General features: G+C 33.1%; 18 protein-coding genes. 12 read left to right on the forward strand and 6 right to left on the reverse strand.

The window, feature by feature from the left end; translation table 11 throughout:
• Nucleotides 1-3 precede the first annotated feature (3 nt).
• From O5O44_RS02850 to O5O44_RS02875, 6 genes are all read left to right on the forward strand, one after another.
• Nucleotides 4-264 (forward strand): thiamine-binding protein, encoded by a 261-nt coding sequence (locus O5O44_RS02850; RefSeq protein ID WP_019386015.1) that lies wholly within the window; start codon nucleotides 4-6, stop codon nucleotides 262-264.
• The gene (pnuC, locus tag O5O44_RS02855) at nucleotides 248-880 is read left to right on the forward strand and encodes a nicotinamide riboside transporter PnuC (RefSeq protein WP_289195653.1); all 633 of its coding nucleotides are present in this window, start codon (nucleotides 248-250) and stop codon (nucleotides 878-880) included. The genes O5O44_RS02850 and pnuC overlap by 17 nt, the downstream gene beginning before the upstream one ends.
• Nucleotides 841-1,410, forward strand: coding sequence for an AAA family ATPase (locus O5O44_RS02860; RefSeq protein WP_289195654.1), 570 nt, complete (start codon nucleotides 841-843; stop codon nucleotides 1,408-1,410). The genes pnuC and O5O44_RS02860 overlap by 40 nt, the downstream gene beginning before the upstream one ends.
• Nucleotides 1,410-2,957: a DUF4301 family protein gene (locus tag O5O44_RS02865; RefSeq protein ID WP_289195655.1), complete on the forward strand. Its 1,548-nt coding sequence runs from the start codon at nucleotides 1,410-1,412 to the stop codon at nucleotides 2,955-2,957. Before O5O44_RS02860 ends, O5O44_RS02865 begins: the two co-directional genes overlap by 1 nt.
• 2 nt (nucleotides 2,958-2,959) lie before the next feature.
• Nucleotides 2,960-3,367: an alternative ribosome rescue aminoacyl-tRNA hydrolase ArfB gene (arfB, locus tag O5O44_RS02870; RefSeq protein ID WP_289195656.1), complete on the forward strand. Its 408-nt coding sequence runs from the start codon at nucleotides 2,960-2,962 to the stop codon at nucleotides 3,365-3,367.
• 303 nt (nucleotides 3,368-3,670) lie between these two features.
• On the forward strand, nucleotides 3,671-5,806 hold the full coding sequence (locus O5O44_RS02875) for a TonB-dependent receptor (RefSeq protein WP_289195657.1): 2,136 nt from the start codon (nucleotides 3,671-3,673) through the stop codon (nucleotides 5,804-5,806).
• Between the two features lie 49 nt (nucleotides 5,807-5,855).
• On the opposite strand, the gene O5O44_RS02880 is transcribed toward O5O44_RS02875, so the two are convergent.
• The gene (locus tag O5O44_RS02880; protein WP_289195658.1) at nucleotides 5,856-6,284 is read right to left on the reverse strand and encodes a Rieske (2Fe-2S) protein; all 429 of its coding nucleotides are present in this window, start codon (nucleotides 6,282-6,284) and stop codon (nucleotides 5,856-5,858) included.
• 257 nt (nucleotides 6,285-6,541) lie between these two features.
• Between O5O44_RS02880 and greA the strand changes: the two genes are divergently transcribed.
• Complete coding sequence (gene greA, locus O5O44_RS02885; RefSeq protein WP_019386022.1) at nucleotides 6,542-7,015, forward strand: transcription elongation factor GreA; 474 nt, start codon at nucleotides 6,542-6,544, stop codon at nucleotides 7,013-7,015.
• A gap of 56 nt (nucleotides 7,016-7,071) precedes the next feature.
• Nucleotides 7,072-7,461 carry an HIT family protein gene (locus tag O5O44_RS02890; RefSeq protein WP_019386023.1) on the forward strand — a complete coding sequence of 130 codons (390 nt, stop codon included), beginning with the start codon at nucleotides 7,072-7,074 and terminating at the stop codon, nucleotides 7,459-7,461.
• Here the strand turns inward: O5O44_RS02890 and O5O44_RS02895 are convergent.
• Together O5O44_RS02895 and O5O44_RS02900 are read right to left on the reverse strand one after the other, a co-directional pair.
• Nucleotides 7,456-7,806 carry a hypothetical protein gene (locus tag O5O44_RS02895; protein ID WP_289195659.1) on the reverse strand — a complete coding sequence of 117 codons (351 nt, stop codon included), beginning with the start codon at nucleotides 7,804-7,806 and terminating at the stop codon, nucleotides 7,456-7,458. The genes O5O44_RS02890 and O5O44_RS02895 overlap by 6 nt on opposite strands.
• Before the next feature lie 12 nt (nucleotides 7,807-7,818).
• Nucleotides 7,819-8,970 (reverse strand): sensor histidine kinase, encoded by a 1,152-nt coding sequence (locus O5O44_RS02900; protein ID WP_289195660.1) that lies wholly within the window; start codon nucleotides 8,968-8,970, stop codon nucleotides 7,819-7,821.
• Between the two features lie 122 nt (nucleotides 8,971-9,092).
• Here O5O44_RS02900 and O5O44_RS02905 point away from each other — a divergent pair, with 122 nt between their 5' ends.
• From O5O44_RS02905 to aat, 3 genes are all read left to right on the forward strand, one after another.
• The gene (locus tag O5O44_RS02905) at nucleotides 9,093-9,962 is read left to right on the forward strand and encodes a flavin reductase family protein (protein WP_019386026.1); all 870 of its coding nucleotides are present in this window, start codon (nucleotides 9,093-9,095) and stop codon (nucleotides 9,960-9,962) included.
• Nucleotides 9,963-10,006: 44 nt separating this feature from the next.
• Nucleotides 10,007-10,384 (forward strand): DUF3127 domain-containing protein, encoded by a 378-nt coding sequence (locus tag O5O44_RS02910; protein ID WP_019386027.1) that lies wholly within the window; start codon nucleotides 10,007-10,009, stop codon nucleotides 10,382-10,384.
• Between the two features lie 80 nt (nucleotides 10,385-10,464).
• On the forward strand, nucleotides 10,465-11,094 hold the full coding sequence (aat, locus tag O5O44_RS02915) for a leucyl/phenylalanyl-tRNA--protein transferase (protein WP_289195661.1): 630 nt from the start codon (nucleotides 10,465-10,467) through the stop codon (nucleotides 11,092-11,094).
• Here aat and O5O44_RS02920 read toward each other — a convergent pair.
• Nucleotides 11,091-11,654: a DNA-3-methyladenine glycosylase I gene (locus tag O5O44_RS02920; protein ID WP_289196463.1), complete on the reverse strand. Its 564-nt coding sequence runs from the start codon at nucleotides 11,652-11,654 to the stop codon at nucleotides 11,091-11,093. The two genes, aat and O5O44_RS02920, sit on opposite strands and share 4 nt — an antisense overlap.
• 127 nt (nucleotides 11,655-11,781) lie before the next feature.
• On the opposite strand from O5O44_RS02920, the gene O5O44_RS02925 reads away from it, so the two are divergent.
• The gene (locus tag O5O44_RS02925; RefSeq protein WP_289195662.1) at nucleotides 11,782-12,396 is read left to right on the forward strand and encodes a thioredoxin family protein; all 615 of its coding nucleotides are present in this window, start codon (nucleotides 11,782-11,784) and stop codon (nucleotides 12,394-12,396) included.
• On the opposite strand, the gene O5O44_RS02930 is transcribed toward O5O44_RS02925, so the two are convergent.
• Together O5O44_RS02930 and truB are read right to left on the reverse strand one after the other, a co-directional pair.
• A complete protein-coding gene (locus O5O44_RS02930; RefSeq protein ID WP_289195663.1) occupies nucleotides 12,383-13,096 on the reverse strand; it encodes an energy transducer TonB in 714 nt (237 codons plus the stop codon). The genes O5O44_RS02925 and O5O44_RS02930 overlap by 14 nt on opposite strands.
• A gap of 52 nt (nucleotides 13,097-13,148) precedes the next feature.
• Entirely contained in the window at nucleotides 13,149-13,865 is a 717-nt protein-coding gene (truB, locus tag O5O44_RS02935; RefSeq protein ID WP_289195664.1) for a tRNA pseudouridine(55) synthase TruB, read from the reverse strand.
• Nucleotide 13,866: the final 1 nt, after the last annotated feature.

The following is a 13,866-nucleotide window of genomic DNA, read 5'->3' on the forward strand; positions in this document are numbered from 1 at the left end:
TAAATGAAAATATCAGTAGAATTAACACTTACGCCATTGCATGATGATTACGAACCAGCAATCATACATTTTATAAAAAAGTTGCGAGCATCAAATTTAAAAGTACTTGAAAATCCTTTAAGTACTCAGGTTTATGGTGATTATGATGAAGTGATGACCCTATTGACAACCGAAATAAAAGAAGCTTTCGAACTTATTGAACGCGGACTTTTGTACATGAAAATTGTAAAATCAGACAGACACGATTATGAACCCCATTTTTGATTTTTTCTTTGGGCAATATTCAGGTTATGAAACGGTAGATATTGTACTTGAAATAGTTGCCGTTTTTTTTGGGTTTCTTTCCGTTTGGTTTTCTAAACAAAACAATGTTTTAGTGTTTCCAACGGGAATGATAAGTACCATAATTTTTGTGTATTTATTGCTTAAATGGGAGTTGTTAGGCGATATGATGATAAATGGGTATTACTTCATCATGAGTGTTTACGGTTGGTACATTTGGACCAGAAAAGTTGATGAGGAGCACGTAACGCCTATTTCAAAAACGTCGTTCAACGAAAAGAAAACAAGTTTAGCCATATTTTTAGGCACATTAGTATTTGTATTTTTAGTTTACAATGTATTTGATAAGTGGACCAGCTGGGTTGCTTATATAGATACCATAACTACGGCCATATTTTTTGTAGGAATGTGGTTAATGGCAAGAAGAAAACTAGAGAATTGGATTTTCTGGATTATTGGAGATGTCATATCAGTACCTTTATATTTTTATAAAGGATTTACATTTACAAGCTTACAATATTTAGGATTTACAGTCATTGCCATTTTTGGATATATTGCATGGAAGAAAAGTATAAACAACAACCTGCAAACTGCATAAAAGTAGTTTTATTTGGGCCCGAATCAACCGGAAAAACAACATTATCTCGTCAGTTGGCAAGATATTATAATTCGGTTTGGGTGCCTGAATATGCACGCGAATATCTGCAAGATAAATGGAATAATGAGCGCAAAACTTGCGAACCACAAGATTTGTTACCAATAGCTGAAGGGCAAATGAAATTAGAAAATGAACTGGCTCAAAAAACCAATTCTGTTTTAATATGTGATACAGATTTGTTGGAAACCAAAGTGTACTCTGAAACTTATTATTTAGGTTCCTGTGATCCGATTCTTGAAAAATATGCACTAGAAAATTCGTACGATTTGTATTTTTTAACTTATATTGATACGCCTTGGGAAGCTGATGATTTAAGAGATAAGCCAGAACACAGAAAAGAGATGTTTGATGCTTTTCAAGATGCCCTTATAAAATACAAAAAACCATACGTGCTCCTTAGAGGAGATAAAAAAACACGTTTAGAAACGGCAGTAAAATATATTGATAAACTATTAAACTCCAAAGTATAATGTTTTCAGATAAAGATATTGAACAAATTAAAAGTAAAGGTATAACTCTTGAAGAAGTAAACGATCAAGTTTCTCGATTAAAAGATGGTATGTCTTATTCGAAATTAGTGGCTGCTGCTACTATTGATAAAGGAATTGAACGTTATGATGATGCTGAAATAAAGGGGTTTATAGAATTTTATGAGGCTAAGCAAAAGGAATTAAACATCGTAAAGTTTGTTCCGGCATCTGGTGCTGCTACTCGTATGTTCAAGTTTTTGTTTCAATTTCTTAAAAATTTCAATCCAGCTAAAGAAAGCTTAAAAAGTTATGCGGAACGTAATAATGATGAGTTGATAGTAACTTTTGTTGAGAATTTTGAGAAGTTTCCGTTTTATAATGAAGTAATCACGAGAGCAAAGAAGGTAAGTTCTGGTTATGAAAAACTATCCGAAGACGAAAAATATTTGCAGTTAGTAAAATCTATGCTTGATGCAGATTTACTTAATTATAGCTTTCTCCCAAAAGGATTGCTGCCATTTCATAAATATGGAAATACAGTTAAAACCGCTTTTGAAGAACATCTTTTTGAATCTACGTTGTACGCATCGTCTCAAGGAAAATCGAATTTGCATTTTACCGTGTCAGAAAAGCATCATTTATATTTTAAAAATGAATTTAGTAGAGTTAAAGCAGATTTAGAAAAAGAGACGAATACGTCCTTTAATATATCATTTTCATATCAAAAAGAAGCTACCGAAACTATTGCGCTTACCTTAAAGGATGAGGTGTTTAGAAAGCCAGATGGTTCAATTTTGTTCAGACCAGCAGGTCATGGTGCTCTCCTAGAGAATTTAAATGACCTGGACTACGATATAATTTTTATAAAAAACATAGATAATATTGTAGTTGCTGAAAAAAATATTGAAGTTTCAAACTATAAAAAATTGCTAGCAGGTGTTTTATTAGAGGCTCAAGAAAAAGTATTTCATTATCTAAATAAACTCGATGCGGGAAATTTAGAAGATGCCGATTTAAAAGTCATGGCTTTATTTTTACGATACAGATTAAATGTGCCGATAAATTCTGAGTTTGAAGAAATGACACATGATGAGAAAGTAACTTATTTAAAACAAAGTTTCAACAAGCCCATTCGTGTTTGCGGCATGGTAAAAAATCAAGGTGAACCGGGAGGAGGTCCATTTTGGGTTATGGCTGAAGATGGTAAAATATCTTTGCAAATAGTTGAATTTGCTCAAATTAACTTCGGAAAAAAGAACCAACAGGGTATTGTTTATAAAGCCACACATTTTAATCCTACAGATTTAGTTTGCGGTGTTAAAAATTACAAAGGAGAAAAATTCGATTTAATGGATTTTGTAGACCATGAAGCCGCTTTTATTACCACAAAAACCCAGAATGGGGTTGATATTAATGCTTTAGAATTACCAGGATTATGGAATGGGAGTATGGCGTATTGGAATTCGATTTTTGTTGAAGTGCCTTTGGAGACATTTAATCCGGTTAAGACAGTAAACGATTTATTAAAACCAGTACATCAAGCGTAATTGTGTTTGATGAAGGCACCATATTACAAGAACTCACTTTTAAAGCTATTAGAAGTTCAGGCAGTGGTGGTCAGCATGTCAATAAAGTATCCTCAAAAGTAGAATTAACTTTTAATTTAAAGGAATCAAGCGTTTTTAATGATGTTCAAAAAATTCGCCTACTGTTTAGGCTTAAAAATCGGCTTACGAAAGACGGTATATTAATTTTGCAATGTGGCGAAAGCCGAAGTCAGCATAAAAACAAAGAAATTATAGTTAAACGCTTTATTGAGATTTTAAAAAACGCACTAAAAGTTCCTAAAAAACGCCGACCTACAAAAATCCCAAAATCAGTAATAAAAAAGCGATTGAAACAAAAACGGCATCTTTCCGAGAAGAAGGCAGGTCGAAAAAAGCCAGATTTACAATAAAAAAATAGTGATTATTAGTTGATAATTGACAATTGATAATTACTTTTGCAACGTTCTCAAAAAAGGGGTGCCTATTATCGGCTGAGATCATACCCATTGAACCTAGAACAGGTAATGCTGTTTAGGAATCGAGCGTAAAGTAAAAGTTCAGTGGACATTTTTAGTGATTGTGATTAGTTCATCTTTTATGATGCTAGTAATAATAGCTGAATTTTAACTGAAAATTTCAAGCGTTCAAAAACTAATTATTAATAATTAAAGAATAATTACCTCTTTTTATTCGATTAAACATACTTAATCGTAATGAAAAACATTTTTCTTTTTTTAACACTTTTAGTGTTATCAGTCAGTGCGCAAGCGCAACAAAATCAAAAAACACAAGATTCAACTAAAACAGAAAAACTAGACGAAGTTTTAGTAAAAGCAGTACGTGTGGATGCAGATTCGCCAATTACGCACTCTAATTTGTCTAAAGAGGCTTTGGCAAAACGTAATTTAGGGCAAGACATTCCTGTGTTGCTTAACTTTTTACCATCGGTAGTAACAACTAGTGATGCGGGTGCTGGAATTGGCTATACTGGTATACGAGTTCGAGGTACCGATGCAACTCGTGTTAACGTAACCATTAACGGAATTCCTTATAACGACCCTGAAAGCCAAGGTACTTTTTGGGTGAATTTAGGGGATTTTGCGTCTTCAACAGAGAGTTTGCAATTACAACGTGGCGTTGGAACGTCTACTAATGGATCTGGAGCTTTTGGAGCGAGTTTAAATTTATTAACCGATGCAACATCAGTGGAAGCTTCAGGTGAAATTTCTAATAGTTTTGGAAGCTTTGGGACCCGAAAGCACACAGTAAAATTAAGTACAGGGTTATTAAATAATCATTTTGAAGTGTCAGGGCGTTTTTCAAAAATTGATTCAGATGGCTATATAGATCGTGCTTTTACTGATTTAAAATCATACTTTCTTCAGGGTATTTATAAAGATGATAATACCTTAATTAAAGCTCTGACGTTTGGTAATGCAGAGCGCACATATCAAGCGTGGTATGGGTTAACAGCGGATGAATTAAAAGAGGATAGAAGACAAAACCCGTACACCTACGAAAATGAAACAGATAATTATTGGCAAGACCATTATCAATTACATTGGAATGAGCGATTTGATAACAATTGGTCAACTAATTTAGGCTTAAATTATACCAAAGGGAAAGGCTATTTTGAGCAGTATAAGCCAGAAGAATCAGCTGCAGATTTTGCTAATTTAATTGAGGAAGACTCTGATGTAATTGTTAGAAGATGGCTCGATAATAATTTCTATGTATTAAATGCAAATGTAACTTATAAGCAAAATGCATTTGAAATAATTTCAGGCTTATCTTATAGTTCTTACGACGGCGATCACTTTGGAGAAGTGATTTGGGGAAGCGATTTACAACCAAATACCGAGATTCGAGATCGTTATTATGAAGGCGATGCTACCAAAAACGATTTCAGTATTTTTTCAAAAGCTACATTTAAAATGGCCGAAAAAATTACAGGATTTGTTGATTTGCAAGGACGTTTTGTAAGCTATAAAACCAATGGTTTAAATTCTGATAGAGCCGAATTTATTACCGATGCCAATTTTAGTTTTTTCAATCCCAAGGTAGGATTAACTTATAAACATTGCGATTTCAATAGCTTTTATGCTTCATATGCAAGAGCGAATAGAGAACCCAATCGCGACGATTTTGAAGCTGGTGTAACCGAAAATGAAACTTTAAATGATATTGAATTAGGTTGGCGCTATAACAGCAATAAAGTCAGTGTAAATACGAATTTGTATTACATGTTTTATCAAAATCAATTGGTGTTAACTGGAGAACTTGACGATGTTGGAAGCCCAATTAGAGCTACAAGTGGCAAAAGTTATAGACTTGGACTTGAGGTTGATGCCAAAATACAATTCAGCAAAATGCTTAATACGTCAACAAACGTTGCCATAAGCAGTAATAAAAATAAAGATTTTTCATCTGAAATAAATGGCGAATTGGTTGATTTAGGAAATACAAATATCTCGTTCTCACCTGAATTAGTTATTGGTAATGCCATTAATTATATGCCGGCAGAACGATTACAATTATCGCTTTTAAGTAAGTTTGTGGGTGAACAATATATGGGAAATACAGACAATGAAGCCTCTATTTTAGAGCGTTATTTTATAAACGATTTCAATATTAATTATGAAATAAAACCAAGAAAATTATTTAAATCCATTGTATTATCAGGATTGGTGAATAATATTTTTAATAAAAAATATGTTTCTAATGGGTATTTTGGGTCTTATGATTATGAAGATACATCGAGCCCTTCTGGAATAACCACTGGTTATTATGCTGGTTATTACCCACAAGCAACAACCAATTTTTTAGTTGGTGCAACTTTCAAGTTTTAAGTATTATCTAGGGATGAAAAGCGTGGTTATAATTATGTAACTGCGCTTTTTAATTAAATATTAAAAGTGTATTGCCGTTTTGTTGTACACGGTAGTTTTTCAGTGCACATCTTAAGCCGTCGTTCCCATCCGGGGTTCCGGTTACAAAATTGTAGGTATTGCCGTCTTCACACCCACAAGTTCCGTTTAAACCTGAAGGTACAAGCGCAGAACATGAATTAGGTGCATGATTTGGGTCGCTTGCATCCCAAGCATAGAAATCAGCTCCTGTACTAGCAACAATAATGCCTGCATTACCTTCATTTGGAATATATACCGAATTACCAGCAAAAGTAAGCTGACTGTACTGTGGTAAACTTAAATCTATTGTAAAATTGACACTAATGTCTAGTAGGAATCTACAATTTTTATCATCTACTTGGTTGCCACTGCAAGTCATTAGAATTAAAAAAAATAAGGTGTAAAAAAGGGATTTCATAAATTCAGGGGATTTGGCATGCAATTTACAATAAAAAGTAAATTGAGATTCTAATATTTAAATTTTCCTTAGGCTATTTTTTCTTTCTCAAAAAACCTCTAAGGCAAAGTATGTTCATGATTTCAATACAGATATAACTAAAATTTTGTATTTTTGTATGACAATCTCGTATACGCGAGATTTTTTTATTTGCTGAACTCTATCAAAATTATTTTCATGGAGATTCGGCATCTTTTATAAAGTTAAACGATGAAGTTATGAGTAAAGTATCATACTATACACCAGAGGGGTTAAAAAAATTAAGAGATGAATTGAAACATCTTAAAGATGTTGAGCGTGTAAAGGCTTCAAGAGCCATTGCTGAAGCTAGAGATAAAGGAGATTTAAGCGAAAATGCTGAGTACGATGCGGCAAAAGAAGCTCAAGGGATGTTAGAAATGCGAATTTCTAAACTTGAAGATGCTTTAGCTGGCGCTCGTGTAATTGATGAATCGCAGCTTGATAATTCTAAAATTCTAGTTTTATCGAAGGTTAAAATTAAAAACCAAACTAACGGTATGGAAATGGTATATACATTGGTTGCCGATGGTGAAGCTGATTTAGCTTCTGGTAAAATTTCTGTTAATTCACCTATCGGAAAAGGGCTATTGGGTAAATCTGTTGGCGATGTAGCCGAAATTCAGGTTCCAAATGGCGTTATGAAATTTGATATTATTGAAATTTCAAGATAATACTGGTTTCTATTCCGTGAAAACGGAATCCAATTAAAAACAAATCAAATAATCATATGGCCTCTATTTTCACAAAAATTGTAAACGGCGAATTGCCTTGTTATAAAATAGCAGAAACAGATGATTTTCTAGCTTTTCTAGATGTTAATCCTAATGCTAAAGGACATACACTGTGTATTCCTAAAAAAGAGGTTGATAAAATTTTTGATTTAGATGAAACTACATATCATGGTTTAATGGGTTTTTCTAGAACCGTTGCTTTAGCTTTAAAAAAAGCAGTGCCTTGTAAACGAATTGGCGTAAGTGTAATAGGTTTAGAAGTACCGCATGCGCATGTGCATTTAATTCCGTTACAATCAATGGAAGATGCACGTTTTATTCAAAAAGCGAAACTTTCTCATGAGGAATTTCTAGCCTTGGCAGAAGCCATCAAATCACAATTATAGAATAAGGTAAAATACTAGTGCGAATATTATGGCTACTAAAACTAATCCAACTATAATTGCTATCCAAGATGCCTTTTTTAAGTAAGTTGACGACTTTTTTGGGGTGAATGCTTTTTTCTGATACTCAAAAACTAGTTCTATGTCATCAGTCCATTGTACTGGATAAATGATAGAGTTACATTTATTACAACTTATCTCTTGACTTATCTCTGAAGTAATTGATCGGTAAAACTTATTGTCTTTAATTTTTTGCTTGAATGTTAAGCGCAATCCATCTTTGCTGAAACACTCAGGACAATTGTTTTTTAATGTCACGTTTTTTACGTCAATTAATTTTTCAGTCATAATAAATAAGTTTTAACTCGCACGTTTTAAGCTTATTTGTATAGTGCTTCCTTTGTTTTTTGCAGATTGAAGCACTTTAATCTTCCCGTTATGAAAATCTTCAATGATTCGCTTGGTTAAAGATAATCCTAGTCCCCAACCGCGTTTTTTTGTAGTAAACCCTGGTTCAAAAATACTGTTATAATGTTTTTTAGAAATGCCTTTTCCTGTATCGGTAACATTAACTTTCACATCATTTTCAAGTTGCGATATTTCAACTGTTAATTTACCTCGTCCTTTCATAGCGTCGATAGCATTTTTTACTAAATTTTCTATTGTCCAACTGTAAAGCTGCTTGTTTAAATTAACGGGAATTTCACCATCGGGGATTATTATTTCAAAATCTACAAGCTTAGACAATCTAGATTTTAAATAATCGTAAGATTCTATGGTTTCTTTAATAATATCTGCTTTCTCTAGAGTTGGTAAAGAACCAATTTTACTAAATCGTTCGGCAATAGTTTTTAATCGACTCACGTCTTTTTCCATCTCAGTGATATATTCCGGATTAACGTTTTCGGTTTTTAATAATTCTGTCCAGCCAATTAAAGAAGATAAAGGTGTGCCTATTTGATGCGCTGTTTCCTTTGCCATACCAGACCAAAGTTTGTTTTGGGTTGCATTTTTATTGCTACTATAAAAGAAGAAAATAACGGCACCAAAAAGAACCACGATAAGTATTAAAGCTAATGGATAATATTTTAGTTTGTTTAATAAAGGTGAGTTTCCATAGTAAATAGTAGAGTACACCTGATTTTGATACTTAATTTCAATAGGTTTGTTCTCGTCAGAAAACTTATTAATGAGTTTTTTTAAATACTCTGGGTTTTCAATTTTGCTATCATTAATGTTATTAGAACTACTCAAGTTACCATCTTTATCAATAACTATCATTGGAGTAGTGGTATTACTATTTAAAATTTTAAGGGTTAAATTTAAATTGGTGTTGGTGTCTGAATTCACAAATTCGGTTTGAGCAAAAGACCAATTTTCCATTTTTGTGCGTTCTTCATCCTTAAAATGTTGAAAAAACTCGTAGGTTTTCAATAAAATAAGAGAGACAATTGCAAAAGAGGCTACAATGATAATCCATCGGAAAATATTGCTGTGTTTTGTAAAAATCATTTTAAAAATTAATTAACATGTAATATAATGTAAATCTGTTAATATTATTGTGTAAGTTGTTAGTAAATCGGTTTTTAGTTGCGTTATAGATTAGTTACATTTGTGAAAACTTAAGAAGTTAAATGCCTACGATAGATCCAAAAACCTTATCAACCAGTAAATTACATAGCTATTTGTTAAGCGCTATTGCGCCTAGGCCAATTGCATTTGCAAGTACGTTGGATGCCAAGGGAAACGCTAATTTATCTCCATTTAGTTTCTTTAATGTTTTTAGTTCAAACCCGCCAATTTTAATTTTTTCACCTGCTAGACGGGTAAGCAATAATACTACTAAACACACATTAGATAATTGTGAAATCACTAAAGAAGTCGTAATTAACGTGGTTAATTTCGATATGGTTCACCAAATGTCATTAAGTAGCTCTGAATATCCAGAAGGCGTTAATGAATTTGAAAAAGCAGGTTTATCGATGCTTAAGTCGAGTAAAGTTAAACCATACAGAGTTGCTGAATCACCTGTACAATTTGAATGTAAAATTAAAGATATCATAAAGTTAGGGGCAGAAGGTGGTGCTGGTAATTTAATTATTTGTGAAATTGTGATGTTTCATATAGATGATGAGGTTTTGGATGAAAACAACAACATCAATCAGAAGAAATTAGATTTAGTAGCAAGAGCAGGAGGAAGTTATTATAGTCGTGCTAAATCAGGATTTTTTGAAATACCTAAACCAATATCAACCTTGGGAATTGGTGTTGATAATTTTCCAGACCACGTTAAAAATAGTATGATTTTAACAGGAAATGATTTAGGAATGTTGGCCAATGTTGAAGCTTTACCAACCCAAGAGCATGTTAATGCATTTATTGAGGAAGTTGGAGAGCGCTACCCAAATATAAAAACAGCAACACATAGAGAAAAACACAAGTTGGCAAGAAACTATATTAGTTTTGGCGATATTGAAAGTGCATGGAAAATACTGTTGTCATAACAGTGTAATTAAATTAGACGAATATTTAATAATTATATATAAAAATGGAAGTTCAAGGAAGAATTAAAATGATTGGAGAAACTCAAACTTTTGGAAGCAATGGGTTTAGAAAAAGAGAAATTGTAGTAACAACTGAGGAGCAATACCCACAACATATTATGGTGGAATTCGTTCAAGATAAAACAGACTTACTTAACAATTATCAAGTTGGTCAACAAGTAAAAATTAGCATCAATTTACGTGGAAGAGAGTGGGTTAATCCTCAAGGTGAAACCAAGTATTTTAACTCTATTCAAGGTTGGAGAATAGAAGCTTTACAAAGTGAAGCAGGAGATGCAAATGTACCACCTGTGCCACCAGCAGATGCTTTTGAGCCTGCAGGAGATTTACAAGAAGAAGATCACGACGATTTACCGTTTTAATTAAATTCTGTAAAAGCAGAAATCTAACGATAAAAAAACCTCGATGTTAAAAATACATTGAGGTTTTTTAATTTTAAAGTATGCACAAATTAACTTCAGACATATGGTTTCCAAATGTCAATACAGCAACAGAAGATGGTTTACTGGCATTTGGTGGCGATTTATCGGTAGAGCGTTTATTGCTTGCTTATAAATCTGGTATTTTTCCTTGGTATGATAAAGAAGAGCCCATATTGTGGTGGTCACCAGATCCTAGATTTGTATTGTTTCCAGAGAAATTAAAAGTTTCAAAAAGCATGAAACAAATTTTAAAAAAACAGGAGTTTGAAGTTACCATAAATAAAGATTTCGAGACTGTAATTAATGCATGTTCACGAGCTAAGCGCGAAGGGCAAATTGGTTCGTGGATAACACCAGAGATGATTGAAGCTTATTTAAAACTTCATGAATTAGGATATGCAAAATCTGTTGAAGTTTGGAAAGGGAATAAGCTTGTGGCAGGGTTATATGGCGTTGATTTAGGAAATCATATTTTTTGTGGTGAAAGTATGTTTACTGAAGAAAGTAATGCTAGTAAAGTTGGCTTAATAACCTTTATTGAAAACACGAACTATAAATTAATAGATTGTCAGGTTTATACCAAGCATCTTGAAAGTTTAGGGGCCGAGGAAATATCAAGAGAAGAATTTATTAGAGCATTAAAAAATTAAACTTCGTTATACCTAAAGCAGCTAATTTCATGATCGTTTACCATTCCGGTAGCCTGCATATGCGCATAAATAACAGTAGAACCTACAAATTTAAATCCTCGCTTTTTTAAATCTTTACTTATGGTGTCGCTTAAAGGGGTGTTCGCTGGAGCTTCTTTGTAGTTTTTTAATTTATTTTTAATCGGTTTTCCGTCTACAAAACCCCATATGTATTTGCTGAAACTTCCAAACTCATCTTGTATTTTCATAAAAGCCTGAGCGTTAGATACAGTTGCATTAATTTTAAGTTTATTTCTAATAATTCCAGCATCCTCCATTAATTGGTCTTTTTTACTTTGTTGATATCCTGCGATTTTTTTATAATCGAAATTATCAAATGCTTTTTTAAAATTTTCACGTTTCCTTAGAATGGTAATCCAGCTCAAACCCGCTTGAAAAGTTTCTAATATTAAAAATTCAAATAAGGTGTCATCATCGTAAACAGGAACGCCCCATTCGCCGTCGTGATACGCTTCATATAAAGCATCACCTTCGCACCATCCGCATCTATGTTTATTCATCATTCTAAAAATTTAAGCGTAAAATAATTCTTTGTAAGGATAATAGTAAAAGTATGACAAAAATCATCTTAATTAGAATCCTGACACATTAATTTTGTGTGTCAATATCCATTAAAATATAAATGTTATGCATCCAATAATAGAAAAAGGTATAAAAAATAGCTTGACTTACGAAAACTATAGAGCTTTAGTAAAGCAATTGGTAGAAGACCATGCTACTACTGGAAACGACAAATCTGAAGCTATGGTGAATTATACGAAGCTTAATGATAAACGTATGAAGCGTTGGGATAAAACCATTAAGGTTTCGGAAGAGGTGAAACAAATCGTATCAGAATTCAATCAAAAGATAACTTGGTTGGTTATTGCTGAAAGTTGGTGTGGTGATGCAGCACATGTACTTCCAGCTCTAAATAAGATAGCTGAGTTATCTGATTACATAAATATGAAGGTGGTTCTTCGAGATGAAAATCTGGAGCTTATGGATATTTATTTAACTAATGGCGCCAGCGCCATTCCTAAAGTTATTATGATTGATGATGAAACAGGCGAAGTAATAAATACATATGGACCAAGACCAAGTGAAGCTGCTAATTATGTTAGTAGATTTAAAGCTAAACACGGTAGTCTAACTCCAGAATTCAAAGAAGACCTACAACATTGGTATAATAATGATAAAGGGCAAAATGTGATTAAAGATATTGTTGAAATACTTTGTCGATTAGCACCTATTTGCCAATAAAATAAAAGGTAATAGAACCCAATTGAGTTTCTTTTGAGGCATCTTCACTAAACTGAGATCGTTTAGCGTAATCCAATGCGCTTTCTATTAAGCATTCGTTACTCGATGTTGAGGATGTGTTTACGTAAGCATCAATTACATTTCCGCTTGAGTTTACTGTAATGTTTACAACAATTTTGCCGTCAACTTCGCATAAGTAAACTGGAATAGGTATAAACACTTTTTTTCGATTAACTAATGAAAATCGTATCGAACTTTTAGAATTAGTAGCGTCTGCCTGTTGTTTTTTAAGCACATCATTAACTTTACTAAACTTTGCTAATTCCTCTGTGTTTAATTTAGAATCTTCAGGAATATCGTAAGCATCTCTGGCTTCTTGATGATTATTCTCGGTGTTAGGAGTATTAGGAACATAATCCTTAGGAGGCGCTATAGTTTTAAAAGCTTGCGCAAAATGTTTCGTTTTTTGAGATTCGTTAAAGGCTTGATTGGTTTCAGCTTTGGAATTATTAAGTTTTTCCAAGGCTTCAAGCACTTTAAGTTCTTCTTCCGTAAGTTCCTTTTCAGGCTCTATTTCATAATAACTTTCAGAAGCAATGTCGTCGTGTTGCTTAAGGCTCAAATTAAATACAGAGAGTACCACAGTTCCAGAAATTAGAAGCGTGATAAGTAGGGCTTTATGTTGATCTGTTAGGTGCAAATCGATATAATGTAACGTGTTTTATATGGTAATATACGTAAAAATTAAAAATTTAGTCTTTTAGCGATGAAATGAAGGTGTCTATGGATATAGCATCGGCCACATCAAAAGCACCAATTTTGGTTCGTCTTAATGCTGAAAGGTGAGCTCCAGAGCTTAGAGATTTTCCAAAATCGTTAGCTAACGACCTTATGTAAGTGCCTTTACTACACACTACTCTGAAGTCTACTTTTATAGCACCTGTACTTTGTGAATTAGACATGTCGATATCAATAATTTCAAATTCAGAAATTGAAACGCTTCTTGCTTTAATATCGACGTTTTCGCCAGCTCTAGCAAATTCATATAAGCGTTTGCCATCCTTTTTTAATGCTGAAAAAACAGGAGGAAATTGCTGTATGTCGCCAATAAATTGTTTGGTGGTTTCTTGAATTAAAGCTTCAGAAATATGTTCTATCGGGAAGGTTTCGTTTATTTCTGTTTCTAAATCGAAAGAAGGTGTTGTGCTTCCTAAAGTAATAGTGCCAGTATATTCTTTTTCTTGGGCTTGGAAAGTATCTATTTGCTTCGTCATTTTACCTGTACAAATAATAAGTAAACCTGTGGCTAAAGGGTCTAACGTTCCTGCGTGTCCGACCTTTATTTTTTTAAGTTTAAAGGCTTGTTTAATTTCCCATCGCAGCTTATTAACCACTTGAAAGGAGGTCCAATCCAAAGGTTTGTCAATCAGTAAAACTTGTCCGGAAAGATAATCTTCAACAGATTTCATA

Source organism: Algibacter luteus, from assembly GCF_030344935.1.
Taxonomy (GTDB): Bacteria; Bacteroidota; Bacteroidia; order Flavobacteriales; family Flavobacteriaceae; genus Arenitalea; species Arenitalea lutea.

Coding starts and splice junctions, on each gene's coding strand:
- truB (WP_289195664.1), bottom strand. CDS start 13,865: ATGAAATCTGTTGAAGATTATCTTTCCGGACAAGTTTTACTGATTGAC.
- aat (WP_289195661.1), top strand. CDS start 10,465: ATGCACAAATTAACTTCAGACATATGGTTTCCAAATGTCAATACAGCA.
- O5O44_RS02860 (WP_289195654.1), top strand. CDS start 841: ATGGAAGAAAAGTATAAACAACAACCTGCAAACTGCATAAAAGTAGTT.
- O5O44_RS02880 (WP_289195658.1), bottom strand. CDS start 6,284: ATGAAATCCCTTTTTTACACCTTATTTTTTTTAATTCTAATGACTTGC.
- O5O44_RS02865 (WP_289195655.1), top strand. CDS start 1,410: ATGTTTTCAGATAAAGATATTGAACAAATTAAAAGTAAAGGTATAACT.
- greA (WP_019386022.1), top strand. CDS start 6,542: ATGAGTAAAGTATCATACTATACACCAGAGGGGTTAAAAAAATTAAGA.
- O5O44_RS02875 (WP_289195657.1), top strand. CDS start 3,671: ATGAAAAACATTTTTCTTTTTTTAACACTTTTAGTGTTATCAGTCAGT.
- O5O44_RS02850 (WP_019386015.1), top strand. CDS start 4: ATGAAAATATCAGTAGAATTAACACTTACGCCATTGCATGATGATTAC.
- O5O44_RS02910 (WP_019386027.1), top strand. CDS start 10,007: ATGGAAGTTCAAGGAAGAATTAAAATGATTGGAGAAACTCAAACTTTT.
- O5O44_RS02890 (WP_019386023.1), top strand. CDS start 7,072: ATGGCCTCTATTTTCACAAAAATTGTAAACGGCGAATTGCCTTGTTAT.
- O5O44_RS02905 (WP_019386026.1), top strand. CDS start 9,093: ATGCCTACGATAGATCCAAAAACCTTATCAACCAGTAAATTACATAGC.
- O5O44_RS02925 (WP_289195662.1), top strand. CDS start 11,782: ATGCATCCAATAATAGAAAAAGGTATAAAAAATAGCTTGACTTACGAA.
- O5O44_RS02895 (WP_289195659.1), bottom strand. CDS start 7,806: ATGACTGAAAAATTAATTGACGTAAAAAACGTGACATTAAAAAACAAT.
- pnuC (WP_289195653.1), top strand. CDS start 248: ATGAACCCCATTTTTGATTTTTTCTTTGGGCAATATTCAGGTTATGAA.
- O5O44_RS02900 (WP_289195660.1), bottom strand. CDS start 8,970: ATGATTTTTACAAAACACAGCAATATTTTCCGATGGATTATCATTGTA.
- O5O44_RS02920 (WP_289196463.1), bottom strand. CDS start 11,654: ATGAATAAACATAGATGCGGATGGTGCGAAGGTGATGCTTTATATGAA.